Source organism: Rhodococcus sp. C26F (assembly GCF_053345925.1).
In genome coordinates this window covers 1-25,776 of sequence record NZ_JBKFBA010000051.1, presented here as the reverse complement: position 1 = coordinate 25,776, position 25,776 = coordinate 1, and the positions used below count along the sequence as shown (strand labels likewise).

Sequence of the window (25,776 nt, the reverse complement as noted above, 5' to 3'; positions counted from 1 at the left end):
CCTTCTGCAATTTTCTGCACCGTTTGGGCATGGCCGGCCTGAGGTCGTGATTGGCTGTGTTCGCAGGTGCGTGCTCGACACGCGTCGGCGGAGTGACAAACAGCGCTGGGATCGTGGTCCGAACTGTGCTCGGCTGCCACGCTCCTGGCAGATCAGGAGTCCGTCGGTCGCGGCCGAAATGCTCCTGCTGGACGCGAGCCGCATCGACTCCTTCACCCTGAACGGAGCGTGAGATGGATTCCTGGCATTACTTATTCGTCTTGGCGGCCTGCTTGATCGTGACCGCTCCCCTGGAGTGGGGGGCACGGATCTACCGACAGCCGGCCCGCGTCGTCCGAGCTGTCGCACCGGTGGCTGTCATCTTCCTGGCCTGGGATGTGCTGGCCGTTACTGCCGGGGTCTGGAGCTTCAATCCCCGCTACGTCACACCTCGAGCCAGCATCAGGCCGAGCCAGCCCGACTGCGTCCGAGAAACCTCCTCCCCATTTGAAACGACAGTCGATGGAGCCGAGACAATGAACAATGCTGTCCTTCTCGCCTACGTTCAGCCCACGAGCCCCGCAGATGAGACGGAGTTCAACCGCTGGTACGACGAGGTCCACATCCCCCAGCTGATCGACCGGGTTTTTGGGGTCCACGCGGCCAGGCGCTTCCACTTCGCCGCCGACCAGTTCGAAGGAACCGTCCCCCCTGCCCACGGATACCTCACGCTCTATGAAATTGACGCGAACGACGTCGCCGGGACCATCGCCGAGATCGGCAAGGCGATGACCGACGGCTCGCTGGAGCTGACGACGACGCTGGACGCCGAGACGACGCCCGCGGTGATGCACGTGTACCAGCCAGCCTGAGCGGTATAGCGGACACGGTGAGGGGCCACCCACGCGGTGAGGATGCCCCCTGGGAGTGGACACCCTGACAATGGTTCGTACAAGAACCAGGAGGGGTGCTCACATGGGACGCCAGTCTCACTACCCGGAGCAGTTCCGCCGGGACGCGGTCGCGTTGTATCGCGCGGCCGCCGGTACCCGCACCTACGCGGCAGTGGCTGCGGACCTGGGCATCAGCGGCGAAGCGCTGCGCACCTGGGTCCGCAAGGACAACGCGGCTGGTCGAAGCTCGTCGGACCGCGGAGCCGGCGTCGAAACCCAGCCGAGCTTCCGCAATGTCGTCCAAGTACTCCAGGCACTCGGCGTGCTCGACCGGACCGTCGACGCGATCGACCCCCTGAACAGCGACATCGGACGGCTCCGGGCAGGCAACCTCACCAAGAAGCGCGCCCGATGACCACGATCGAGGCCTTCGTCGACGAAAAAGGCAGCGTCCGGACGGTCGGCCAGGCGCACCTCACCCGAACCCGTGGCCGGATCTCCACGACATTGCTCTACGACCCCCAATACCTCTCGGGCGATGGCATGAGTATCGACCCAGCGCTTCCACTTGTGGCAGGATCGCAACACCACAGCGGCCTCGTGCGAGCCTTCGCCGACAGCGCTCCGGACCGGTGGGGGCGAAACCTGATCGAAAAGGGCGAACGAGCCCCGCGCCCGCGAGGAGAGCAGAACACCGCGCCGCCTGGACGACCTCGACTTCCTGCTCGAAGTCAGCGACGATACCCGCCAGGGCGCACTGCGCTTCAGGCTTGCTGGGGACAGAACGTTCCTCGGAAAACCCTCGACCGTCCCTCAACTGGTGTCGCTACCCGAGCTGCTGCACGCGGCCGATGAGGTCGCCTCCAATGACGATCCTGCACACGCGATCAAGCAACTCCTCGACACAGGCACGAAAGGCCTCGGCGGCGCACGTCCGAAGGCGTCGATTCGACTCGAGGACGGAGCACTGGCAATCGCGAAGTTCCCGCACGGCAGCGACCAATGGGACGTGATGGCATGGGAGGCCACGGCGCTCGATCTGATGGAACGCGCCGGGATCCGCACCCCCCACAGGAGGCTCACCCGCGTAGGAGAACGCAGCGTCCTGATCCTGCGCAGGTTCGATCGCACGAACAAAGGGCACCGCATCGGGTACATCAGCGCAATGACGGCCCTCGGCGCATCCGACGGCGAACACCGCGACTACGCCGACATCGCCGAGGCGATCCGGGACCTCTCCCGTTCCCCCAGGGCGGACCACCACGAGCTTTTCGACCGCGTCGTCGCCAGCGTGGTACTGGGCAACACCGACGACCACCTGCGCAACCACGGCTTTCTCGCAAACCACCGCTCGTGGACCATCAGCCCCGCGTTCGACGTGAACCCGACCCCGGACCCGTGGCGAGCACGGTCGACTTCGATCATGGGAGCCGACACGCATCCCGAAGAAGCCGAAACCCTACTGGCTCTCGCGGAGGACTGCAGCCTGAACGCCGCACAGGCCCGACAGTGCAGTCCTGACCGGCCGGGGCAGCGCGCCATCCCGACGCAAACACCTACGCGCACAACATGGGTAGTCGATTATCAGACCCCATGGCCTACACCCCCGCCACTCGCCACATGCAGCTGCTGAGTATCGAACCGCGGGTGCAGCTCGTGACCGACTCGTTCACCGATCTGCCTGCGATGGTCGCAGGCACCGACCGGATCGTAATGCTCCCGCGCAGACTCGCCGAGCGCGTCCCGGCCGAACTCGGGCTGACTGTGTGGCGCCCGCCCTTCGACGTCGTACCTCTGGTCGAGGGCGCATCGTGGCAACCCTCTCGGAACGCGATGTCGAGCACCGATTTCTGCGCGAGGTTCTCGCCGATGTAGCCGCCACATAGGCGTCCCCATAGACGCTACCTGCGTCACAAACATGTTCGGCTGAGACGCACAACACATATTTTCTCTCAATGATTGAAAGCTCCGTAGCGGGGAGCTCTTCGCGACCGTGATGCTTCTTCGGACTTCCATGGCAGGCGTTCAGTCGCCTCCCCCGTCGTTCGAGGAGATCCGATGAACATCGATCTACGGCACCGCATCGACACCAGTCCGATGAGCCGATTCCAATGGACCGCGGTCGCGGTTTGTGTGCTGCTCAACGTGCTCGACGGTTTCGACGTACTCGTCATGGCCTTCACCTCGCAATCCGTCTCACAGGAGTGGGGCATCTCCGGTTCGGTGCTCGGATTGCTGCTCAGTGCAGGACTGTTCGGCATGGCAATCGGTTCGATCGCCCTGGCACCATGGGCGGATCGAATCGGGCGGCGCACCATGATCCTTGTGTGTCTCACCCTCTCGTCCTCGGGAATGCTGCTGTCGGCACTCGCGCAGAACGCCGGCCAACTGGGAGCCCTACGGGTTCTCACCGGCGTCGGGATCGGCGGAATTCTCGCCAGTAGCAACGTCATTGCGAGCGAATTCGCATCCAGCAAGTTCCGTGGCCTCGCCGTCACCCTGAACTCCACCGGCTACGCAGTCGGTGCGACACTCGGCGGCGTGGTCGCCGTGGTACTGCAGACCACATCCGGCTGGCGGTCGGTGTTCCTCTTCGGCGGACTGTGCACCGCGGCCCTGATACCCGTCGTGTGGTTCCGACTGCCCGAATCACTCGACTTCCTCCTCGCGCGCAGGCCGGCGAACGCCCTGCAACAGATCAACACCCTCGCCGTCCGTACCGGACACGACCCGCTCGACGAGTTGCCGCCAACACCTGTCGACTCCGAAAAATCCCGTGCACGCGGTGTAGGTCCCACAGATCTGCTCACCCCCGCTCATCGCCGCAACACCCTTCTCCTCTGGGGCGCGTTCTTCCTCACGATGTTCGGGTTCTACTTCGTCACCAGCTGGACACCCAAGCTGCTGGTCGAGGCAGGCATGTCAGCGACACAAGGCATCACCGGCGGAGTGCTGCTCAATCTGGGCGGGATCTTCGGCACCGCACTCCTCGGTGTGTTGACCGTCCGGTTCCACATCGGCCGTGTTCTGGTCGGATACATGGCTGCGGCCTCGCTCCTGCTCGTCGCATTCGTGCCCGCAACCGCTACCGTCGCGGTCGGATTCATCCTGGGCGCGGCAATCGGCGTCGTCGTCAACGGCTGCATCGGGGGTCTTTACGCGCTGCCGACCACGCTGTACTCCCCGACCCTTCGCGCCACCGGTATGGGCTGGGGCATCGGCGTCGGACGTATGGGGGCGATCGTGTCCCCCATCGTCGCGGGGGCCCTCCTCGACACCGGATGGACGGCAACCCAGCTGTACCTCCTGGTATCTGTTGCATTTCTTGGTGCAGCGGTGGTCGTCTCCACAGTGCGTATCCGCTCCCGGGATGCCGTGACTACCGTCGAAGGTGAACGCACCACTGCGTGACAGGCACGACAAGAAACAGGAGGATCAGCCGTGGCGCGCGTACACACAGGCGAATCGGTGCTCGCACGCGCTGCCCGGGTGGTCGAAGCGTTCGGTATCGACGACGCGTCACTGACCGTCTCGCAGATCGCTCGCCGAGCAGACCTACATGTGGCGACAGCATCTCGACTGATCGAAGAACTCGTGCGCTGCGGCTGGCTGGAACGGGACGGCCGACAGGTGCGGGTCGGAGTGCGACTCTGGGAGGTCGCCTCACGCTCGTCACCGACGGTGAACCTGCGCGAGGCGGCGCGCCCATTCATGGAGGACCTGCACGCAGTCGTCGACCAACACACCCAACTCGCGGTCCGGGAAGGCACAGAGGTCCTGTTCCTCGAGCGGCTGACAGCACGCGGCGCAGCGGTGAACTTCACACGTATCGCCGGGCGATTACCGATTCACGCGTCCTCCTCGGGACTGGTGTTGCTCGCACACAGCCCCCTCGACGTGCAGGAGCAGGTGATGGGCGCGCCGCTGCAGGTGTTCACCGACCGCACCATCAGCACACCGACGGAGCTACGCGCCGAACTCGCGCGTGTGCGCAGACAGGGATACGCGTTGTGCGCCGGTCACATCCACCCCGACACCACCGGCGTCGCCGTCCCGATCCGCGGCGCACAAGAACAGGTGGTGGCCGCGCTGGCGGTGATCGTCCCCAATAACGACACCGCCTACACGCAGATCCCGGCACTCCAGGCGGCAGCACGAGGCATCTCCCGCGTCATCGGCCGCTCCCCGACCCGGCCCGAGTGACCCACCGCACTCGAATCTCTCTCAACTATCAAAAACCGCCTGGTGTCAGCCGATCGATCCCGGCGATGCTCAATCTCACGACTTTATTGAAGGAGTGCACCGTGTCCGATCCCAACACCGCCGAGTCGGCGCTCCGCGTCATCGCGAAAGAAACCGTGGCGCAGAACGTCGTCGCGATCACCCTGGCCCACCCGGACGGTAGGCGACTGCCGGACTGGGCACCCGGCGCACACATCGACATGATGCTGCCGAACGGGCTCACGCGCCAATACTCACTGTGCGGAAACCGTTGGGACGCCCACACCTACCGGATCGCCGTCCTTCATGAACCGAACAGCCGCGGCGGCTCGGCGTACATTTACGACAGCCTCACCGTAGGAGACCAAGTCGGCATCGGCGGACCACGCAACAACTTCCCCATGGTTCCCTCCGAGCGGTATCTGTTCGTCGCCGGCGGCATCGGCATCACCCCGATGCTGCCGATGATCCATCAGGCCGACCTGATCGGCGCCGACTGGCAACTCCTTTACGGCGGACGCACCCGTGCCACCATGGCCTTCCGGGACGACCTCGTCCGTCACGGTGACCGGGTCACCGTAAGACCGCAGGACGAATACGGACGACTCGACCTCACGATCGCGACCACCGCCGCCGATAACGGTGCGAAAGTGTACGCCTGCGGCCCCACTCCCCTACTCGACGCACTCGCCGACCTCGGTGCCTGCTGGTCCCGCGGAACGCTGCGCACCGAACGTTTCGTCGCGCGGGACCCCGGCGCGCCGGTCCGCCACGCCCCCTTCGTCGTCGAGTTGGCCCGGACGAACCGCACGGTGACCGTCACCCCCGACATCAGCGTGCTCGACGCAGTGCAGTCCGCCGGTGCAGCGGTGCTGTCCTCCTGCCGCGAGGGCACCTGCGGAACCTGTGAGACCACGGTTCTGGCCGGCGAACCCGATCACCGGGACTCCGTCCTCGACGACACTGAACGCAAGGCCGGCGACTGCATGATCCTGTGCGTCTCCCGCTCCCGCACTGACCACCTCGTGCTCGACCTCTGACACCCGCACCATCACCTTCCGGAGTGAACCGACATGACGTCCTCTGCGCCCACCAGCATCCCTGTCTGTGACATCGATCCCTTCGACCTCGACGTCCTCGAAAACCCGCTGCCGTTCCACCAGGAGCTTCGCGACGCCGGAGCCATCGTTCGCCTCAACGCGTTGAACGTGTTCGCAATGGGCCGCTACGCCGATGTCCATGCCGCCCTCACCGACTGGCAGACCTTCCAGTCCGCCGCCGGTGTCGGACTGAGCAACTTCCGCTACGAAAAACCCTGGCGTCCACCGAGCCTCCTCCTCGAAGCCGACCCACCCCACCACGACGCCCCCCGAACTGTCCTCACCCGAATCCTCGGGCCTCGCACCTTACGCACCTTGCGCGACCGCTGGATGGCAGATGCCGCCGACCTCGTCGATCAGGTGCTGGCACGAGGCGACGAATTCGACGCCGTCACCGATCTCGCTGCCGCCTACCCGCTTCGCGTATTCCCGGATGCCGTCGGCATCTCCGACACCGGAAGGGAAAACCTGCTGCCCTACGGCGACCACACCTTCAACGCGTTCGGACCTGTCAACTCCCTCGTCGAACGCGGAACCCACCGAATCGGCGACCTGTCCTCCTGGATCAACGCCCAATGTGCCCGGGACGCGCTCAGCGACGACGGGTTCGGGGCACAGATCTGGGCGGCCGCCGACCGCGGCGACATCACTCATGCACAGGCTCCCCTGATTGTGCGATCGCTGCTCACCGCCGGTGTCGACACCACCGTCAACGGGCTGGCCGCCGTGCTCTATGCCTTCGCCACCCACCCAGACCAGTGGCACGCCGTACGCCGGAATCCGTCGCTCGCGCGGACCGCATTCGACGAGGCCGTCCGGTGGGAATCACCCGTCCAGACCTTCTTCCGCACCGCGACACGCGATATCGAGATCGGCGGTGTCACCATCCCCGACGGGCGCAAGATCCTCATGTTCCTCGGGGCGGCCAATCGAGATCCCCGACGCTGGGACCGTCCGGACGCTTTCGACCTCGAACGCGACCCATCCGGGCACGTCGGTTTCGGAATGGGGATACACCAGTGCGTCGGACAACATGTCGCACGTCTCGAATCCGAGGCACTGCTCACCGCGATGGCCGCACGCATCGAGACCATCGAGCTCGACGGACCCGTGCAGCGTCACCTCAACAACACCCTTCGCTCGTGGCGCTCCATCCCCATCCGCGTCCGACCGATCTGAACCGAATTTGACAACACCCTGCAAGCCCCGGGATAGCGAGGACATCCTGGCCATGTCTGCCCAACGCAGGCCGGTGCGTTCACCGCACTCCTGGGTTCCAGCCACGCAACCGAACGCCCCGCTCCTCACTGAGAGGAGCAGGGCGCTTGGGTGTGGCCCGAGAGAAAGCGGGGGTCATCGGGACACGGCGTCTGTATCGGTCACAAGATCAGAGTGATACGTGGAGGCCATTCGAACGGGTGAATCAGTGGGTGATTTCCTACCCTTCCGGTAACAAACGGAAGAGTTGGACGGTTGTTCAGATCGTGAACTGGATTGTCGTCGCGCTGCTCACCTGGATCGTCGTTGCCGCGATCCTGGCCGCGCTATTCGGCGGCGTGATCCACGCGCGTAACAAACGCGAGATCCCTCCACACGTTGACGAGGACGACGAGCAGTGGACAGACGCCGGCTGAGCGCTGATTACGTCACCGCGATTTGGAGGGTTCTTATTACGGTCATATCGGAATATGTTGCGCAGGTTGCTGATTCAGTCCGTACGATACTGCACACCTCTCCTCCCGGCATGCTCGAACGTGATCGCGACGCACACAACAGACCGCGAGCTTCCTCGCAGGTCGCGTTTCAGCGAACACCGGAATCTTTTCGCGCCGCAACTCGTCGACTGACGCCCACAGCAAGTCCGCGCACGAGACATGACTACTCCCATGCGAGAACGACGATTACCCCGCCGGCAGGGGCGGAGAGTGACGATTCCTTACCGCACCCCGGCACTTCCCGACCGGGGAAGGGAACGGACGCGCATCGACTTCGCGAACGCTTCGCAGGGACACCGACCACCTGGATCCTCGCAACGAGGATCAGTTGCCGCGTCCGGATAGTCCGGGTTTTATCGAGTCATGAAGAAAAACCGATGGAAGTGGGAACAAGACGAACCGCTGCTCGACGACCCACAAGCCCCCGTCGGCGTACCGATGCTGATCGCTATCGGCGCCATCGCGGCGATCCTCTGGGCAGCACTGAGGTGATAGACCACCCTGGCTTAGGCCCTGACCTGGGTCACTGCGCCCGGACGGACGCCATCACCGTCCGGCGTACGCCCGAGTTCCTTGCTTCCCTCGAGAACCGCGGCGGGCACATAAGCTCCGCGTACCCGTCGGTGAACACAATGATCAGTCGCCAACCTTTTCCGAACAGCGACACTTCCAGTCACCTCCCTCGCGGATCGAAGAACCCCTCACCGGCCCGAAGGGCCACCGCTTTGCTCTGCGCGGCAGTCGTAGCCCTGTCGGCCCGTTCGGTGGACTACTTCGTCCCATAACCACACTCATCCCCTGTAATACACAACAAACGCCTATCCGCCCGGCAGTTGGGGGTCTAGCAAGCCGACTCGATACACCACAAGAAAATCGCCCCCACATGCCTGCGCAAGCAGTGGAGGCGACTCTGTGCCATGACGCTGGAGGCAGAACACGGCACGACCTCGAGACTATCGCGCCGCGCACGACACCGCCGAGCACAACGTACTTATGCGCGATATCGGAGCGGTCCTCGATGCCATCGTCCAACGCACCAGCCGGGGCACCGCCAGTCCCTCCCGCTCCGGTCACTCACCATGGTTGTGTTCCCAGGTACCCCAGCGCCAACCATCTCGCCCAGGCGTTCTCCGGCACCCGCACCAGCACAAGTCGTGTCGCAGTGCGCACAGTAGACGAGCACGTGGTGGGACCGAGCCGGGCGGACGATACGGACGCGCAGCAGTTCCCCGATGTCGTGCCAGGTCATGACGCGGATCGTGTTGCCTGGGGGTAAGGATGGCGAGCGCAACGAACCAGGCGCCGGCCTTGATGGCCACCACAGGAAGCGAGGACCCGACCGGGATGGTCAGAGGGTATAGCCGAGAAGGTGAGTGAGGGCGATGAGGGCAGCGAACCAGACCAAGGTTCCGCCGAGTGCCGCAAAGTCTGTGTACATAAGTAGCCCTATCCTACACTAATTGAACAGTCAACTACGATGGCGCAGCTCACGCCGCCACGAACACCACCGAGGTGGCGTCACGCGAGCGCCGGGCTCGGCCACCGCCGGGCACCGCACGACCGAGGAACAGCACGGATGTAGCACTGCCACGGCCCCCGCCGGCGCAGCCGGACGACCAGCGACGCCATGACCGTCTACACACCCCCGAGCTCGCCCAACCTGGCCGAGGCACCACACGCCACGGACACCCGGTTCGCGGGCCACCCCGACGGGTGGCGACGACAATCGCCCTAGGGGTAACTCCGCTGCCGTGCATGGCCGCGCCTGCTGAACGTTCCTGGCACACCATGCGGCGCTCGGATGACCGGAGTCGTCACGCTCGCCTGGGTACCGTTCCGGATCATCGTCATCGACATCGACGCCCCCGTGCCCAGACCGCGCTCGCTCCGACAGGGATCGTCCTGACCCTCGGCACGACCACGGCGAAACCACGTCATCCACAGCACCGGAAATGACTCCTGCTTGGACACAAGCAAATCAGCAGACCCCGAGCCCGCGCCATCTACGAGATAAAAGCCAGAAGGTCACGAAAACGCCCGAGTCGGCCGTTGCCGGTTCCCGCTTCCGGCGCCAATTTCTCGTTGTCGCGTCAGCGGCGGACCGATGCCTCATTCGGTGCCAGTAGCGGGACCCGAGGACGAGCCCCGGGCGAACGCCGTTGAGATCAGGTACGAGCAACACTGCAGGTGCTCCTGCCGTGACGCCCCTCGCCACCGGCAATGGCGACGGATCACGAACGTGAACGTACCGCGCGGCGCCTTCACCCGACCACTGTTGCTTCGAACCTTATCGCCGCGGAGTATCGCCGCTGAACAGAAGAACTACCGCTTCGTGAGTTCGTCGACCCCGAAGATCCTGCGCATTTCCGTGCGTGTCCTGCGGTAGGTCTCGACCAGATCGACCTCGTCGCCGCTTTCGATCCCCTCGACCCATGCCTCGAAGGCCGTTCGTGTCGCTGCGCTGGCCATTTCGACGAGCAGTCGCGCGTAGGACGGATGATTGAGCGCACGAACCTTTTCCGCGACGCTCTGGGTGACTCGGGACATCGCGACGGCGTCGGCTGCGAACGCGGCGGCGCGCAGGTGATCGTCGGACGCGACGAGACGACGCGCCCTGAGCACCCGATCCTTGACGTCGTCCGAGGACGCCATGAGACGGCGCAGCGAACGCTCGTAGAGCGTTTCGAGACCGTCTAGGTCGACCTGTTCCGGGGCCACCGAGTCGAGCCAGGCGAGCAGGTCTGCCTCGAAGTCCCGGTCCGGCCCGTACACCGATTCTTCCTTGGTCGTGAAGTAGCGGAAGAAGGTGCTCGGCGATACGCCCGCTCGACGGGCTATCTCGTCGACCGTGGTAGCGGCTGCCCCGTGCTGTTCGAACAACTCCAGGGCCGCGAGGGTGATCTCGCGGCGGGTTTCGAGCCGCCGACGTTCCCGCAGGCTCAGACCATGCTCCTCAGACATCGAACCACCCGGTGCATCCATCTGGCGGCTCCTTTCGACTCGAACCAGAAAAGACAGACCCGCATAGAGTCAACCTGACAGCCAAAATTAATTTGACAGTCACTACCACTTCGGGTCACTCTCCCATGATTGATGTGACCACCGCAAAGTCATCCCACTTCAGAAAGTTCCCTCGATATGCATGTGCACCAACCCGACGACCAACTCGACGCCACCCCCGCAGAAAACCTGGACCGCGGAAACACACTGCTGATCGGCGTTCTCGTCACCGCAGCCTTCGTCATGATCCTCAACGAGACGATCATGAGCGTGGCCCTACCCCGCCTGATGAACGACCTCGACATCACCGCCGGCACGGCGCAATGGCTCACCACCGGCTTCCTGCTCACCATGGCCGTGGTCATCCCGATCACCGGCTACCTGTTCCAGCGATTCACACTCCGCCAGGTCTTCACCGCGTCCATGGGCATCTTCAGCCTCGGCACGCTGCTCGCCGCGATCGCGCCCGGATTCGAGGTTCTTCTGGCGGGCCGGGTCACGCAGGCCGCCGGCACGGCCATCATGCTCCCCCTGCTGATGACGACGGTGCTGCGCGTGGTTCCCGCCCACAAACGGGGCAGCATGATGGGAATCATCTCCATCGTCATCGCAGTGGCACCGGCCATCGGCCCAACCCTCTCGGGCATCGTCCTCAACGCACTCGACTGGCGCTGGATGTTCTGGCTCGTCCTGCCCATCGCGCTCGTCGCCTTCGCCCTCGGGACAGCACTGGTGAAGAACCTCACGACACCGGTCGCGGTCCCACTCGATCTGATGTCGGTGCTGCTGTCGGTGCTAGCGTTCGGTGGAATCGTGTACGGCCTGAGCAGTATCGGGCACTCCACCGACGAGTCGGGGGTGCCCGTGTGGATCCCTCTCGTCGTGGGCGCTCTCGCGCTGGCCGTGTTCGTTCGGCGTCAGATCTCCCGGCAGAACGACGGCCGCGCCCTGCTCGACCTGCGGCCGTTCGCGACCCCGACCTTCAGCATCGGCCTGGCCATGCTCTCGATCAGCATGATGGCGCTCTTCGGCGCCCTGATCCTGCTGCCGCTGTACCTGCAGAACATCCGGGGCCTCGACACCCTCACCACCGGTCTGCTGCTGCTCCCCGGCGGTCTCGTCATGGGCGTCCTCTCACCGTTCGTCGGCCGCATCTTCGACCGCACCGGCCCGCGCGTGCTCGTGATCCCCGGAACCGCCATCGTCAGCGCGGCGCTGTGGCTGATGACCATGCTCGACGCGGAGTCCCCGCTGCCGATGGTGGTGGGTATCCATTCACTGCTGATGGCGGGGCTCGCGACGGTCATGACGCCCTTGATGACCTCATCACTGGGTTCACTACCGAACCAGCTGTATTCGCACGGCAGCGCCATCTTCAACACCGTCCAGCAATTGGCGGGCGCCGCAGGCACCGCACTGTTCATCACCGTCATGTCGAGCACCGCGGCATCACGCGCGGCCGAAGGTGCAAGCGAACTGAGCGCCAACCAGTCCGGTATCCACACCGCCTTCCTCTACGGCGGCGTGGTGTCCCTCGTCGCCGTCGCTGCGTCATTCCTCATCCGCACACCGAAAACACCCACACTCACCCAGACGTGACGCTGCTGGCTCGTGGCGTACCGCGGCTGGTTCTCTTGCGCAGGTCGGCTCGAAGAGGAAGAGCCGGACGTATCTCCCTGTAGGACTTCTCGTTTCGCGGCACCGGTTCGGCTGTCGTACCACTATATTTCAGGAGTTATCATGGCACGTTCCGCCCGACAAAACGCTGATGAAGTGACCGCACATGATCTCGTCATGGTCGTACAGGCACTGACCGGCCAAGTTGTCGACGCCACCGACATGGACAAGGCCGAACGCCGTGAAGATCAGCACGATCAGCGCGCCACCAACCTCAGTGCACGATCCACTCCATCGAGCGAGCGCCATCGTCGCAAATAATGGACAACCCTCGGCCACGCGTCCAAGGGCAGCTGGTGCCGCATTGATCACGAAGCTACCCTCGCCGCACTCTGTTCGGGGCACCCGCAACATTCACAATGCCTATCGCACCCTGCGCGATTGCGTATTGGACAGGGCAGAGGAAGGGTCGCAGGGTGTACCAATGATCACTGTCATCGATAGTAGGAAGTCTGATTCTTCCCAAGGCGTGAAGTCGTCAGAGATCCGCGGCGAAGACTTCAGCAAGATTCTCAGGCAAATGCGGGCGCCCGTCCGAGGCGTCGCCCTTCCTCGCGATGGGGAAAACAGCCCCACGCGCGTCATCTCTGCCAAACACCTGCGTTGGTTAGGCGTTGACGAAGGAGCTAGCGGGGTACAACGCTTGGTGATCGGCCGTCGCCTTCAGTCGAACGCACGTAAGGGCTGACATGACTCTTCCTGCTGTTCTCACCGACAAGCTGCGTCTTCCTGTTGTCGCGTCCCCTATGTTTCTTGTATCGGGACCGGAACTCGTCATCGCTCAGTGCATCTCTGGCATCGTCGGCTCGTTCCCCACGCTGAACGCAAGACCTCAAAGCGCGTTGGACGACTGGCTGCACCGCATCACTGCCGAACTCGCTGAACACGACGCACGGAATCCGGAGCTGCCGGCCGCTCCGTTCGCAGTCAATCTCATCGTCAACCGCAGCAACGAACGGCTCGACGGCGACCTCGCGACCGTAGTGCGACACCGCATTCCGATCGTCATTACGTCGCTCGGAGCACGCCCCGAAATCAACGACGCCGTACATTCCTACGGCGGCATCGTTCTTCACGACGTCATCAACGACGCATACGCCCACAAGGCAATCGAAAAGGGCGCCGACGGATTGATCGCAGTCGCGGCAGGTGCAGGCGGCCATGCAGGCACCCACTCGCCGTTTGCCTTGCTGCAGGAGATTCGAGCATGGTTCGACGGCCCACTGTTGCTCTCGGGTTCGATTGCACACGGTCGGTCCATCCTCGCGGCACAAGCGGCTGGCGCCGACCTGGCATACATTGGTTCACGATTCATACCCACCACCGAGGCCAACGCCGTTGATGCGTACAAGCAGATGGTCGTCGACTCCACCGCATCGGACATCGTGTTCTCAAACCTGTTTACGGGAGTCCACGGAAACTACCTACGCGGCAGCATCTCCGCCGTCGGCATGGATCCGGACGACTTGCCGGTCCACGACAAGTCCGGCATCAAGTTTAGCGCCGACGGGGCGAAGCCGAAGGCGTAGAAGGAGATTTGGGGAAGCGGCCACGGCATAGGAACAATCGAGGCAGTCACACCGACCGCCGAGGTTGTCGCTCGACTCGCCGCGGAGTACGCCCAGGCAAGAAAGTCACTCGCCCTCGCCTGAACGACGCTCAGGCCCCCGTCGCCGTCGTGGGCCATATATCGAGCGGTCCCCGCAACATCTCGGAGTTCGAGAGTTGCGGGGATCGTGCCTTCGCTCGAGTCGCGGCAACCTTCCTTGAGTCGTTGCACCGTGAGGACGCCGGCATCGCGGCCGAGCGCGCCGTTGTAGCTCTACGAATCGCGCATGCGAGGGAAACGTCCACCTCCCTTGCCACACTGGACGCACGTCGAGACCGGCATTGAGCGATGCTGGGACAGCATACGCGCAACGCTCTATCGAGCCGACCTTGTTGAACAGTCAACTATGATGTCCCAGCTCACTCACCCGCCCACGGACACCAGCGAGGTGGCGCCACGCGCCGGGCTCGGCCCCTGCCAGGCACCGAACGACCGACAACAGATCGAATGCGCCCCTCCCCGCCGGCGCAACAGGACGACTCGGCAACGCGATTACCGTCAGCATCCACGAGGTCACACGCCTGGTCCAGAACTACGCCACGGACACCCGGTTCGCTGGCCGGCCCGACGGATCGCAACGACAATCGCCCCCACCGCCTGCAAGCGTGGAGGCGATCCGTACCGTGTCGGCGCGGGCGAAATCACGACACCGCAGACCAGCGGGGCACCCAGATCGGAACCACCTCACTGGTCGGCGAACGACGCCGCGCAGGCACAGCCCCTGCCGACGATGTTGGTTGCGTGCGCATATTGGTGACACTCCTCGCACTGACGGCCCCTGGGAACCTCAGGACTGCTCAGCGGCACCGCGCTGGTGTCCGACCCTAGCGGCGCAACCCTCGGCCTCGACGAGCTTCCGAGACGCCAGCACGGAGCGGACGCGGCGGCAATCGGGCCGACGTTGATGCGGCGGGGCTTCCTTTTCGCGGTCGGTCTGCTTGACCGGCAACCGATCGATGCGATGTCGACGACGAATCTCGGCCCGATCTACCGCAGACAGTATCCCGTCACCTTTTTGCCCCGCTTTCTACCAGGATCAGTCGTTGCGAGTCACGATCAAGAGTGAAATGATCACGCCCTGAACCGTTTTCAGCCGCTACAACTCGCCTGAGAGTGGAAGCCGACCGACGGAAACCAGTGCATGTGAGGATGCAGTCGGCGCCGCACGACCCCCGGGCTAGGGCCTTGCCTTGCTCCCCCAAAGCCGGAGTGGCTGACCATCCTTCATTACGCGTCGTTGGAACATCGAGATGACCATCGAATTTCGGGCCGCCGTTTTCCGGGCGCCGAACACGCCACTCACCGTCGAGACAGTGTCGATTCCATCCACCCCACCTCCAGGCGAGGTCCTGGTGCGGCTCAAAGCGAGCGGCCTGTGCCACAGCGACCTGCATGTGATCGTCGGCGAAGGGGACGGCGTGCCGAGCCCGATGATCCTCGGACACGAAGGCGCGGGCATCGTCGAAGCGGTCGGTGACGGCGTGGCGGATCTCGAGACAGGCGACCACATCGTGCTGTCGTGGACACCGTCGTGCGGGCGGTGCTGGTACTGCATCAGCGGGCGACCCGTGCTGTGCGACAAGGCGGCCGAGCACTCGGCCAATCACGTCTCCTTCGACGGCGGTACGCGCATCACATCCTCGAACGGTGAGTCGGTCCACAGCTTCGCCGGCCTCGGGACGTTCGGCGAGTACGCGCTGCTTCCCCGCTCTGCCGCCATCGCCGTCGACCGGGCCGCCTCGTTCGAACAGCCGGCGCTCGTCGGCTGCGCGGTCACCACCGAAATCGGGGCCGTCGTCAACACCGCCGCGGTCCGCCCGTACGGCATGTCCACCGGATATCCGCCCTACCCCCACCGGCCCCGGCCGCAGCGACGACCGCGTCAGCATCGACGACCTGGAAGAGCATGCCCCACGAGGACGCCGAGGCGGACGGATCGCCCACGATACCGCCGACCTCGTGCCCATCCGGTCTGCGCAGAAAAGTGAAGTCCACGCCGGGCAGGTCGTCGTTCCCGTCCAGAGTGAAGTCGAACACCGCCGCGTAGAACTCCCGCGCCGGGCCAGGATTCGGGGTCACCAAATTGTTGCGTAACAACGTGTTCGGCTCGTTCACCAACACAACCCGTCGCCACCGGCCTCTTGCAGAAAATCGCGCGTTCGAAAGCGTCGTGTCCCGAGCTCAACAAAGACGCGAGGACCCGCCTCATCGGCTCCCACGATGGCCGTACCGCTCAACTTCGGACGTCGAGTCCAGCCCGCCTCCCTCTGCAGCCGGCACGCCACTCGACATCGGCAGCCTCCCCCGTTCAGTGGGTGTGTGAGCGATGGCCATGCCCCGCAACCGGATCAGACAACGACATAGCCGAGTTCGTGCGCCGCGGCATCAACGGCATCAGCCAGACCCGGATGCGACAGGGGAAGCGACAGCACAGGACGTTGCGGAAACGCATCGGCAGCACGTTCGACGACAGCAACGGACGTGCTGCCGGCAAACCGGCCGCGATAGATGACCCCGTCGAGTCCGGTGTGAGCGCGATGGATAGTGCGGGCCCAATGCTGCGAAAGACGGTGCGGCGCGGAATCAAGAGCATGGTTGCCTCCCACCCGAGTGGCCCATGCACCTCCACCGATACCGGATACGTCGAGCAACCGCAGAACACGGGTGAAGCGCACTCCGGTCAGATAAGGGTCACCGCGATGGCGATCGATCACCCGCGCCGATTGAAACGCTTCCGCCAATGCACCTCGGGGGCTGGAAGCGCCGTACCATACGCCGTAGCCGGGATGCTCCCCACGCGGGAGCGGATGCTGATCGAACCGCAGAATCGGCCCGAACTCACGCAATGCATTCCACGGGTGAACGTGTGAGCCGGTCGTACGGTGCACGCGCCACACGATCTCGCTCGGCTGCCACTCGAGTACTTCCTTCGGCAGCAGACCTGCCGCACGAAGCTCCGCGATGGAGGGCAGCGGCGGAAGCATTGCCCCCATCTACGCCGATTCCCACTCGACGGCGGCAAGCACGTCGACCACAACCTCGATCTCTTCGGGTGTGCCTGCGCTGCCGGTCAACCACGCGATAATCGAGACCGGCCGGTCATCGACGACCAATGACGGCTGCGGCTGTGTGAGCAGGGTCTGAACCGTCAGCGGGTGCAGGTCCTTCGGGATGTGCGGCATGACTTTGTCGAGGTAAGGCACGGACCCGCTGGCGGTGAATTGCGCCGGTGGCAACAAGCGGTTACGACCGGAGTCGAATGCCCACAGGGTACCGTCGGCGATTCGTTGCCTGATGCGAGCCGGCGTGACGCCGAGGCGGATTGCAGCGTCTGCAATGGACAACGATGTCGCGACGAGATTGGCCATCCGAACATCGCGATCAACTCGCGCAGCCGTGGCAGCGGCGGGACTCGCGGTGAAGCCGGCATCGGTAAGCACGCGTGCGTCGTGCTCGGACAGTGCGGGCCCGGCGGGGTTCGCCGTATGGAGGCTCCTCAAGATCTGTACGAGTTGATCACGGCCGATGTCGACTCCGGTCACTTCACGCAAGGCATCTTCGAAATTGAGGTCGCCTCGCAGATAGCGGCTCTCCGTCGTTGCTTCACTCACCACGACCTCCTGATTTGCGATGATTTACGCTTGCAAATACATGATAGCGAACTCGGTCGAGCATGCATACCCTGGCGTATCCCGCCGGTGTAGCACCGGCGCCGACAGCACAAAGACCCAGTACGACGCGTCGTAGCAACCACAGGCCCCTCCAACTAGACCAAGACACCCCGGACCGGGGTCGACGCCGCCAACACCTTCTCGTAATCGAACAGTGAAGACCGACACCTCCCGATAGGGCTGCCGACCAGGGTGATCGTCTCCGCGACGGTCCCTTTCGGCGGCGCGAGCAAACGGTTGATCAGCCCATGGGGATGTACAGCGTTCACTATCCGAGTCGCCGTGCCCCGGAATCGGAAACTCTGTCAGCAGTCAGGTATTTCCCAGGTTGAGGGGTTGGTCCGTCACGTAATTGGATCTGTCGCACTTTCCGTGAAGCTACTGCCACGCTTCACTATTCGAGGTGAATGACACGTTCGCGGAGCAGGTTGAGGTTGGCGCGCCCGTACATCTGCCGCTTGAGCATTTTGCTTCTGTTCACGTGTCCTTCGACCGGCCCGGAGTTGTGTTCGAGGATCAGTCCGGCGGTGACGGCATCGAGGTCACGGCGCAGGCCGGCGGTGAAGGACCGCAGGGCCGGTGATCCGGTGGCGTCGACGCTGGTCATCCAGTCGGTCAGTTCGTGTCCGCGCCGCAGGGCCATGAGTTCGGCGAAGCCGCGAACGTGCTCGCGCAGGGCGGTCAACGCATGCGGCGACGGTGTCGCTAGTGCGGTCCGGCAGCAGATCGATCGGCCGACTCGTGGTCAGGTCCACGAACACGGTGCCGTAGTGGTGGCCGCGGCGGACGGCGAAGTCGTCGATCCCCAAAATCGGGGTCTGCCCTATCGGTCGGTCCGGGATTGCACGCACCGCCCGCAGCAGGGTGTCGCGGCCGGCCGCGATCCCGAGCCGGGCTGCCAGGGGGGCGCCGGCGCCACCGGCCAGCGCCAGCCCGATCGCTTCGAGCACTGCCTCGAGCACTGCAGTGCGGCGGGCGCACCGCCTCGTCAACCGGGTATCTGTTCGGCAAATGCGATTGCCGTGCAGTCAGTGTTGAGACAGAAGAATCGCCGGACGGTCAGCTCGAGGACGACCGGGCGGGCACCGATCGCTGTGTCGGCCGGTCTGCGTCGGTATCGGGAATGGACCCGGCTCGACGGCGTGTGGCATTTCGGGCACTGTGCTCCGGCTGCTGTGAGGGTGGGCGTGGATCCGCGAGGCGGACGGCGTCGACGACGACGTCGGTCAGATGCGGAAGAAGGCTGTCAGGGGCGCAAGGTCACACCATGATGATCGTGGTGCATGCCGAATCGTCCCTGATCAGGCGTACGTCAGAACCTTCACGGAAAGTGCGGCAGATCCCGCAAATCCCTCACCGATCTCGTCTCCATCCTGACCAGCGGAAACTGCGATTCGCGCTCGCCGAACTCGCCGCGCTCCCCCGCGCGGCAGTAGTAATCGCAGACCGCCATTCGAGCGTGTTCAAACTCGAGCGCGTCCGCCCGGCGATCGTCGCCGACGGACTGGCCGAACTGCAGATCCGCTATCCGACGGTGCCGATCGTGTTCTGCGAGAACAGACAACTCGCCGAAGAGTGGACCTACCGTTATCTCGCCGCGGCCCAGCAGTGGTGCGACGCGAACAACGACGCCGACTACCGCGCCACCGCATCCACGCCACCCCAAGAGCCCACCATCATGGCGGACACGACCGGCACCGACCGTCGAGCGCCGAAGTGCGGGCCTGGGCCTGCACCGCCGGACTCGACGTTCCCGCCCGAGGGAGCGAACGACCGCATCGAACCGTGGACCGCGCGAGACCCCCATGAGCATTCAGCGGATCGACCTACCAACAACCCGAACCCGGTGTGCGTGAAATAAGGGGCTCGGAGGTGGACACGACGTTGATGCGCACCGATCCGTTCCGCGAACTCTACAGGCTCACACAATAAGTCCGGGACACCGCGGGCCGTCCGGCAGTGATGACGATGGATGCAATCAACGTGCCTCTACTTTCAGCCGCGTCGCTGGTTTACTTCAGCGGCTGAAGGTTACTTCCCCGGCGCTCCCATGGATCTCATCCGCCCGTGTGATGAGACCCCTCCACCAGAACCGGCGCGTAACAGTCCGCGCCGATCTCGGCATCACCTGCCTCTGGACGCTCCGAAACGAACAGTAGAGGTTGGTGAAAGCAGACGGCAGCCTCCGACCTCACCATGTTGTCACTTCAGCTTCGATGATGCCTGCACAAACGACCTGCCACCCGCGCCGACAAGTCTCTCAAGGGGTGGGCCGGTCCACGTCGCCGCGCCATCCACCCGTTTCGTGCCCACGGCGCTCGATGAACTCTTTGAACTTCTGCATATCGCTCTTGATCCGTTTGCCGAGAACACCGAACTTGTCGGCAACATTCTCGACAAATCCTTCCGGATCGACGTCCATCTGGGCGGTCACGCGCGTCTTGTTCTCATCGAGACGATGAAACGTGATCACTCCGGCATGGTTCGGCCCCGAATCCGAGGTCCAGGCCACCCGCTCGTCCGGATGCTGTTCGGTGATGGTGGCATCGAACTCTCGGACCTGGCCCGCTATGTCGATCACCCAATGGACGTGTGTGTCGTCGATCTGCCGAATCTCACGCACGCCTTCCATGAAGTGCGGAAACGACTCGAACTGGGTCCACTGATTGTATGCGACCCGAATCGGTACATCGACATCGACAGCTTCTGTGATTGTGCTCATGACCATCGCTTACCCGACTGCTGGGAAGACCACACCCATGCAGGAGCATTTTGCTCGCACCGGGCACCGTTGGGGATGATGGTCTGGTGAACCAGCACTCCGTCGGAGAGCCCCAGCTGGTCCTGACCACCCGCCGGATAGGGACCGTTACTGTCCTGTCCGTGCGCGGCGAGCTCGATCTGACCAATCTGTCCCAGTTCGAAAGGTACGCAGACGGTGTTCTCGAGAGCGACCCAACCGGTCTGATCATCGATCTCACCGACTCCAATTTCCTGGCCTCGATGGGAATTACCGTGCTGATAAGGCTGTCCTGGCGTTGCGCCGATCGTGTGGGTTTCGCGGTGGTGGCCCACAGCGGTGTGATGGCACGACGCTTCGAACTCCTCGGCCTTCTGGATGTGCTGGCCGTTCACCGGGAGATGGATCAGGCTCTGGCCGCCGTGACATCAACGCCGCCCATGCCTTGATCTCGAATACGAACTTCGGTCTTGTCCCGTAAGCGAGCTCCCGTCCGCCTTCATTGACTGAGTACTCCTTATCGACGGCGTCTTCATAATCAGAACTTTGATGGATTGCGACCGAACGAGCGGCGGGTGCTCACCGCCCGGCGATGGCTCGGCTTTGACCGCGCCACCGTCACCCCTGCACCGCCGGTGCTCGCCGCGGCAGTGATGATGGCGGCGGCGAGGCCCGTCCTCAACGCTGCCAGACCCGTGCGGCAGCGTCTTCGGATGCGTCCTATGACTGTGATCGGAAACGGTCATGTGTGTTGAAAGACTCGAACAATTCCCTGCCTCGTCCGTAGGCTGGACCCGTACAGGTCGCCAGTCCTGCGCCCTTACAAGTCGATGTGCGATGCCGCCGCGTCAGTACTGTTCATTTTTCGTTCACGTCATCGTCGTGGAGGTCGGGAATGACTTTCGCCATGAGCGACACTCACCCCGACCATGAAGCACACGGTCTCGAACGCGCAGTCGCGTCACTCGTTCAGCAGTTCCCACAACTCCCTGAAACGGTAGTGCGCCAGGCCGTCGCAGAGGCTGTGCGCGCCTATCAGGGACGTCCTATCCGCGAGTTCATCCCCTTGTTCGCAGAACGCCGAGCACGCCGAGCACTTGCCGCCGACAGCCACTGATCCCTATCCGCGGGTCTGTCCTATGCCGTTGGGCGACACGGAGCTCTCGACCGCCGCATTCGTCGCGCCGGTAAGCCCAATCCCCGCGCTGCCAACTCTGTATGGCGAAATCCGGCCTGGCAATACGCTTCACCATTCTCGGAACGTCGTCGTGGTGGCAACGCGGGACTCTCCTGGAAACTGGCACCGTTTTATGGAACTTGTAAAACGGATGAATCGGGTGCCAACGTGAACTGCGGGCATGCCATTCACGGTTTGCGCAGGGTCGGCGGGATTCGGCCGTCGAGGATGCCGGAGAAGATGCGCCACACGTCCCTCGAGCGACGCCCGGTGCGCGGATGTCAGCGCTTCCGGTACTTGACGCCCAGCGCCAGAACGATCGCGCCGGCGCAGGCAAGCACCAGCATCGCGCAGACCATGCCGAGCGCCGCGACTGTCGGAGTCGATGTTCCTGGTACCACGAAAGAAGCAAGGAGAACCGTCGTGATCGATGTACCTACCGCCATCGCCGCGGTGCGCACCACCGACTGACTGCCAGTGACCTCGCTCGTGTTGTGCTCCGGGACGAATTCGACGAGGAGGTTCGGCAGCGCGGTGTACGCAAATGCTGTCGCCACCGACACGACGACGACCAGTGCGGTCATCCCGGCGACCGAGCCACGGAAGACGAAGAATCCGGCACATGCGACGAGGAACAGAGTGGCGCCGAGCAGCAACGATGCACGCGCCCCGACCGCTGCGGCGATCTTTCCCGCCAGGGGCGTGAACAACATGCCGATCATCGCTCCGACGAACGACAACATCCCCGCGTATGTAGCCGAAAGTCCCAGACCGAACGGTGCGCTCGTCGGCGTCTGCATGATGATCGGGACGAGCATGGTTGTCACGCCGACCGGGCCGACGCCCAGGGCGATCGTCGCGAACATGGTCAGGGCGATATTGCGTTCAGCGAGCAGACGGAGATTGACGATCGGTGACGTACGGCCGAGCTCCCACCACACCCACCACGCGAAGATCACAACCCCGACCAGAAGCAGACCGAGCACGCGAGTATCACTCCATCCCCAGTTCTTGCCCTGGGTGAGTGCCAACAGAATTGCGGACACCGATACCGCGAGGCCGGCCGCCCCGACGAAGTCCACCTGCCGATGCTCGGCGGCATTGCGACGACGCCACGGCAGCACCGCCTCGATCAGCACGATGCACGCGACGGCGTAGGCGGCGGTGACGACGAAGATGTACCGCCAGTCACCGAGGTCGATGAGAAGTCCGGCGACCAGAAGCGATGCCGCACCGGCGGCCACCGCAGATCCGGAGATCAGCGCGATTGCCATCGGCACCTTCTTCGCCGGCAGATATTCGCGGGCGAGACCGATACACAAGGGCAAGATGGCGCCTGCGACACCCTGAATCGCGCGTCCGACGATGATGCCCCCGAGCGTGCCGAATGCCACACTGATGATGGAACCGATTGCAGCACAGATCAGAACGATAATTAGTACGCGTTCGCGGCCGTACATGTCGCCGAGCCTGCCGCACACCGCAGCAGAGGCTGCGGCAACGAGCAGGAACGCGGTGACGGTCCACCCGACAGTGGATGCGTCGGCTTCGAAGACGCGGGCGAACGTCGGCAACGCCGCGTACATCATCGATGTTTCGAAGGCACTGATCACCTCCACCGCGATCAGGACGGCCACGATCATCCACACGGGCCGATTGCGCTCATACCGACGTTCGCTGCGTGTCGTCGGCCGTCGATCAACTGTGGCCACTGTGCTCATGGGCGCTCCTGTAATCCTCTTGATTCCCCGGAGGCACCGTACGATTGTGTTGCCGATCACAATGCGTGGATACCGCTCAGCGGGACCTGCCACGACGCGCCCGCCGGACCTGTGACCACGATCCGATACAGCCACCGCGGCAGAAAATTCACCGCCACCGGACGCGAAGCTGCCGGTCGCCTCTACACACATGTCCACGGTCGGTCGCAGATCGATGCTGTCAGCGTGTGGGCATTGCCCACGCCGCCATGGACCGTCGGGGCCATGTCCGCACCGGAAAACCCGCAAGCAGCAGCGGCGACGACCGCGACGCCGACCGTCCCGCTCTGCGCAGCACACCGGAACTCCTGCCGTCCGTCCTGTTCAACCAACCCACGCCGTTCCTCGAGTTCCGCACCCCAATCCCCTCGCGGTTCTTTAACACTGCGTCTTTCCGTCACGAAAGATCACCAAGAGCGCGAACGCGCAGGCGAACAAACTCGACAACGACCACGCCCTCAACCACGTCGGCATGTCCCGCAGCTGAACCTGGCCCGCAGCAGAAGCGATGACGGCACCGCTACACCGCCACCGTGCGTATCCCCGCGATCAATCACCGGCTGCGAGCAGCCACCTTGTGAAACACGTTCTAGAACAGCAATATTCACCACCGTTGCCATCGCGTCGGCGAGGTACAAGGTCCACACATATCTCCACGGAACGTGATATGAATCACATCTCAAGATCGTTAGTGACCGTAGTCATAGTCCGTGTTATCGTTCGTCACGAACTGAGGCCGCTGACCTTACAAGCGGCCACAGTACCCTCCGGGGTCAACCGTCACGCGCGTCGAGGTTCTGTGCACCACAGGCCCTTTCGAACAAAGTGACCCACTGTCACATACACCTGTCGATCTCTGCTGCCCGGAGATCGGCATGCTCGACCGCGCCTTTCCGCAAGGACAGGCGCCGCACACACCTGAGTAGGGGTATCCATTGAGCAACAAGCACGCATCCGGACTGCGCCGCGCCGCCCGGATCGGCGGCGTCGCCGCTGCCGCCATCGCACTGGGGTTCGCCTCCGCAGGCGCGGCACACGCCGACACCTTCGTTCCCCTGCCCGACGGTGAGCAGATCGTCGGCACCCACAAGATCACACGAACCGCCGAAAGCGCGCTGATCTCGCCGTCGCTCGCGGCCAACGGCGCCGGCCGCGTCGCGTGGGTCTCGGGAACCGTCACAGCCACGGTGACCGGGCTTCCCGCCGGCCTCGAGGCCGGACCGACCAACGGCGGTATCGCCAAGGACGCCAACGGCACCCAGGGCACCTCCACCAACGGTGTTCCGCGTCTGACGACCGGCTACATCGTCGGCTGCCAGGTCGACGTCAGCAAGATGTCGGGAACCCTCGGTTTCAACATGGGAATGTCGGCGGACCTGGTCAAAGAATCCATGGGCGGCAACGTCGGCGGAACCGCCTCACTGGCGATCCCCCTCAGCGCCGGCCAGGTCAAGTTCGTTCCGGTACAGGCCAGAGACATCAAGGCCGACGGGACGTACACGATCCAGTACCAGGACGCACAGCTCGAGGTCCAGGGCTGCGGCGGCTACGCCCAGGCCCGCGCCTACACGGTCCTGGAAGTGACGGGCAACGACTACGTCAAGACCACGCTGTACGGCCAGCCGTTCAGCATCGGCTGACCCAGCCCGAGACCGTAATTCCCGCCTCCTCGCTACGCGCGAGACCCGACCTCGAGAGTAGAAACACATGAAGACCAGCGTCATCAGCGGCCTCAAGATGGCCGGCGTGGGCGCGACGATCGCCGTGGCCCTCGGATTCGCTTCCGCAGGTGCCGCCAACGCCGATACCTTCGTCCCGCTGCCGGATGGAAACATCTCCCAGACTCTGCCGGACGGCACCGTCGTGACCGTCACACGCACCGGCGAGACGGCGAATATCTCCCCGTCGATGGGGGCCACGCCCCTGCACCGCAACGTCTGGGTGTCCGGCAATGCAAAGGTCGAGCTCAGCGGACCGGGCGCACAGATCGGTGGCCGCATCCAGCCCGGCTACATCGTCGCCTGCCAGCTCTCGCTCACCGCGAACCTCAACGGCGGCCTGAACGCCGGCGGCGGCATCACCGGCACCGCGACCGCGACGACACAGTCCGGGACCCTCGGTGCCAACGCCGGTGCGGGAATCACCCTCGCACCCAACCAGGCGTATGACTACAAGGTCATCGACATCACCACCACCGACGCGTTCGGCGCCGAGACGCACCGCAACTTCAACAC

General features: G+C 64.0%; 24 protein-coding genes and 4 pseudogenes. 20 read left to right on the top strand and 8 right to left on the bottom strand.

Going from position 1 to position 25,776, the window contains the following annotated elements:
• The 11 genes and pseudogenes from ACLBYD_RS27705 to ACLBYD_RS27655 all read left to right on the top strand — a co-directional run.
• Positions 1-232 (top strand): hypothetical protein (locus ACLBYD_RS27705; RefSeq protein WP_447817832.1); only part of this gene is annotated, 232 nt, incomplete at its 5' end.
• Between the two features lies 1 nt (position 233).
• Positions 234-851, top strand: coding sequence for a hypothetical protein (locus tag ACLBYD_RS27700; protein WP_447818955.1), 618 nt, complete (start codon positions 234-236; stop codon positions 849-851).
• Between the two features lie 103 nt (positions 852-954).
• Positions 955-1,146: pseudogene (locus ACLBYD_RS27695) on the top strand (transposase); the annotation flags it as partial.
• 546 nt (positions 1,147-1,692) lie between these two features.
• A complete protein-coding gene (locus tag ACLBYD_RS27690; RefSeq protein WP_447818954.1) occupies positions 1,693-2,505 on the top strand; it encodes a type II toxin-antitoxin system HipA family toxin in 813 nt (270 codons plus the stop codon).
• A complete protein-coding gene (locus ACLBYD_RS27685) occupies positions 2,493-2,747 on the top strand; it encodes a hypothetical protein (RefSeq protein ID WP_447818953.1) in 255 nt (84 codons plus the stop codon). The genes ACLBYD_RS27690 and ACLBYD_RS27685 overlap by 13 nt, the downstream gene beginning before the upstream one ends.
• A gap of 183 nt (positions 2,748-2,930) precedes the next feature.
• On the top strand, positions 2,931-4,283 hold the full coding sequence (locus tag ACLBYD_RS27680; RefSeq protein WP_447818952.1) for an MFS transporter: 1,353 nt from the start codon (positions 2,931-2,933) through the stop codon (positions 4,281-4,283).
• Between the two features lie 30 nt (positions 4,284-4,313).
• Positions 4,314-5,075 (top strand): IclR family transcriptional regulator, encoded by a 762-nt coding sequence (locus tag ACLBYD_RS27675; protein WP_447818951.1) that lies wholly within the window; start codon positions 4,314-4,316, stop codon positions 5,073-5,075.
• 65 nt (positions 5,076-5,140) lie between these two features.
• Positions 5,141-6,133 carry a PDR/VanB family oxidoreductase gene (locus ACLBYD_RS27670; RefSeq protein WP_447818950.1) on the top strand — a complete coding sequence of 331 codons (993 nt, stop codon included), beginning with the start codon at positions 5,141-5,143 and terminating at the stop codon, positions 6,131-6,133.
• Between the two features lie 33 nt (positions 6,134-6,166).
• A complete protein-coding gene (locus ACLBYD_RS27665) occupies positions 6,167-7,372 on the top strand; it encodes a cytochrome P450 (protein WP_447818949.1) in 1,206 nt (401 codons plus the stop codon).
• 305 nt (positions 7,373-7,677) lie between these two features.
• Complete coding sequence (locus ACLBYD_RS27660) at positions 7,678-7,827, top strand: hypothetical protein (RefSeq protein ID WP_447818948.1); 150 nt, start codon at positions 7,678-7,680, stop codon at positions 7,825-7,827.
• A gap of 444 nt (positions 7,828-8,271) precedes the next feature.
• Positions 8,272-8,400: a hypothetical protein gene (locus ACLBYD_RS27655; protein ID WP_447818947.1), complete on the top strand. Its 129-nt coding sequence runs from the start codon at positions 8,272-8,274 to the stop codon at positions 8,398-8,400.
• Positions 8,401-10,230: 1,830 nt separating this feature from the next.
• Here the strand turns inward: ACLBYD_RS27655 and ACLBYD_RS27650 are convergent.
• Entirely contained in the window at positions 10,231-10,869 is a 639-nt protein-coding gene (locus ACLBYD_RS27650) for a helix-turn-helix domain-containing protein (protein ID WP_447818946.1), read from the bottom strand.
• A gap of 177 nt (positions 10,870-11,046) precedes the next feature.
• On the opposite strand from ACLBYD_RS27650, the gene ACLBYD_RS27645 reads away from it, so the two are divergent.
• The 4 genes and pseudogenes from ACLBYD_RS27645 (at position 11,047) to ACLBYD_RS27630 (ending at position 16,182) form a co-directional block, all read left to right on the top strand.
• Positions 11,047-12,507: an MDR family MFS transporter gene (locus tag ACLBYD_RS27645; protein ID WP_447818945.1), complete on the top strand. Its 1,461-nt coding sequence runs from the start codon at positions 11,047-11,049 to the stop codon at positions 12,505-12,507.
• A gap of 141 nt (positions 12,508-12,648) precedes the next feature.
• Positions 12,649-12,846, top strand: a complete 198-nt coding sequence (locus ACLBYD_RS27640) for a hypothetical protein (RefSeq protein ID WP_447818944.1) — start codon at positions 12,649-12,651, stop codon at positions 12,844-12,846.
• A 428-nt stretch (positions 12,847-13,274) separates the two neighbouring features.
• Positions 13,275-14,237, top strand: a pseudogene (locus ACLBYD_RS27635) (NAD(P)H-dependent flavin oxidoreductase).
• A 1,270-nt stretch (positions 14,238-15,507) separates the two neighbouring features.
• Positions 15,508-16,182: an alcohol dehydrogenase catalytic domain-containing protein gene (locus tag ACLBYD_RS27630; RefSeq protein WP_447818943.1), complete on the top strand. Its 675-nt coding sequence runs from the start codon at positions 15,508-15,510 to the stop codon at positions 16,180-16,182.
• Between the two features lie 360 nt (positions 16,183-16,542).
• Here ACLBYD_RS27630 and ACLBYD_RS27625 read toward each other — a convergent pair whose 3' ends face one another.
• The 5 genes and pseudogenes from ACLBYD_RS27625 to ACLBYD_RS27605 all read right to left on the bottom strand — a co-directional run.
• Positions 16,543-17,178 carry an RES family NAD+ phosphorylase gene (locus ACLBYD_RS27625; protein ID WP_447818941.1) on the bottom strand — a complete coding sequence of 212 codons (636 nt, stop codon included), beginning with the start codon at positions 17,176-17,178 and terminating at the stop codon, positions 16,543-16,545.
• A gap of 9 nt (positions 17,179-17,187) precedes the next feature.
• On the bottom strand, positions 17,188-17,805 hold the full coding sequence (locus ACLBYD_RS27620; RefSeq protein WP_447818940.1) for a hypothetical protein: 618 nt from the start codon (positions 17,803-17,805) through the stop codon (positions 17,188-17,190).
• 454 nt (positions 17,806-18,259) lie between these two features.
• Positions 18,260-18,472, bottom strand: a complete 213-nt coding sequence (locus ACLBYD_RS27615) for a hypothetical protein (RefSeq protein WP_447818939.1) — start codon at positions 18,470-18,472, stop codon at positions 18,260-18,262.
• A complete protein-coding gene (locus tag ACLBYD_RS27610; protein WP_447818957.1) occupies positions 18,408-18,620 on the bottom strand; it encodes a hypothetical protein in 213 nt (70 codons plus the stop codon). The genes ACLBYD_RS27615 and ACLBYD_RS27610 overlap by 65 nt, the downstream gene beginning before the upstream one ends.
• A gap of 233 nt (positions 18,621-18,853) precedes the next feature.
• Positions 18,854-18,970: pseudogene (locus tag ACLBYD_RS27605) on the bottom strand (hypothetical protein); the annotation flags it as partial.
• 238 nt (positions 18,971-19,208) lie between these two features.
• Between ACLBYD_RS27605 and ACLBYD_RS27600 the strand changes: the two are divergent.
• Positions 19,209-19,478, top strand: a pseudogene (locus ACLBYD_RS27600) (ERCC4 domain-containing protein); the annotation flags it as partial.
• A gap of 647 nt (positions 19,479-20,125) precedes the next feature.
• On the opposite strand, the gene ACLBYD_RS27595 reads toward ACLBYD_RS27600, so the two are convergent.
• Positions 20,126-20,587, bottom strand: coding sequence for an SRPBCC family protein (locus ACLBYD_RS27595; RefSeq protein ID WP_447818938.1), 462 nt, complete (start codon positions 20,585-20,587; stop codon positions 20,126-20,128).
• A gap of 86 nt (positions 20,588-20,673) precedes the next feature.
• On the opposite strand from ACLBYD_RS27595, the gene ACLBYD_RS27590 reads away from it, so the two are divergent.
• Both ACLBYD_RS27590 and ACLBYD_RS27585 read left to right on the top strand, forming a co-directional pair.
• Complete coding sequence (locus ACLBYD_RS27590) at positions 20,674-21,054, top strand: STAS domain-containing protein (protein ID WP_447818937.1); 381 nt, start codon at positions 20,674-20,676, stop codon at positions 21,052-21,054.
• A gap of 446 nt (positions 21,055-21,500) precedes the next feature.
• Complete coding sequence (locus ACLBYD_RS27585) at positions 21,501-21,722, top strand: three-helix bundle dimerization domain-containing protein (RefSeq protein WP_447818936.1); 222 nt, start codon at positions 21,501-21,503, stop codon at positions 21,720-21,722.
• A 341-nt stretch (positions 21,723-22,063) separates the two neighbouring features.
• On the opposite strand, the gene ACLBYD_RS27580 is transcribed toward ACLBYD_RS27585, so the two are convergent.
• A complete protein-coding gene (locus ACLBYD_RS27580) occupies positions 22,064-23,425 on the bottom strand; it encodes an MFS transporter (protein ID WP_447818956.1) in 1,362 nt (453 codons plus the stop codon).
• A gap of 1,052 nt (positions 23,426-24,477) precedes the next feature.
• Between ACLBYD_RS27580 and ACLBYD_RS27575 the strand changes: the two genes are divergently transcribed.
• Positions 24,478-25,182 (top strand): MspA family porin, encoded by a 705-nt coding sequence (locus tag ACLBYD_RS27575; protein ID WP_447818714.1) that lies wholly within the window; start codon positions 24,478-24,480, stop codon positions 25,180-25,182.
• A gap of 67 nt (positions 25,183-25,249) precedes the next feature.
• Positions 25,250-25,776 (top strand): MspA family porin (locus ACLBYD_RS27570; RefSeq protein ID WP_447818713.1); only part of this gene is annotated, 527 nt, incomplete at its 3' end.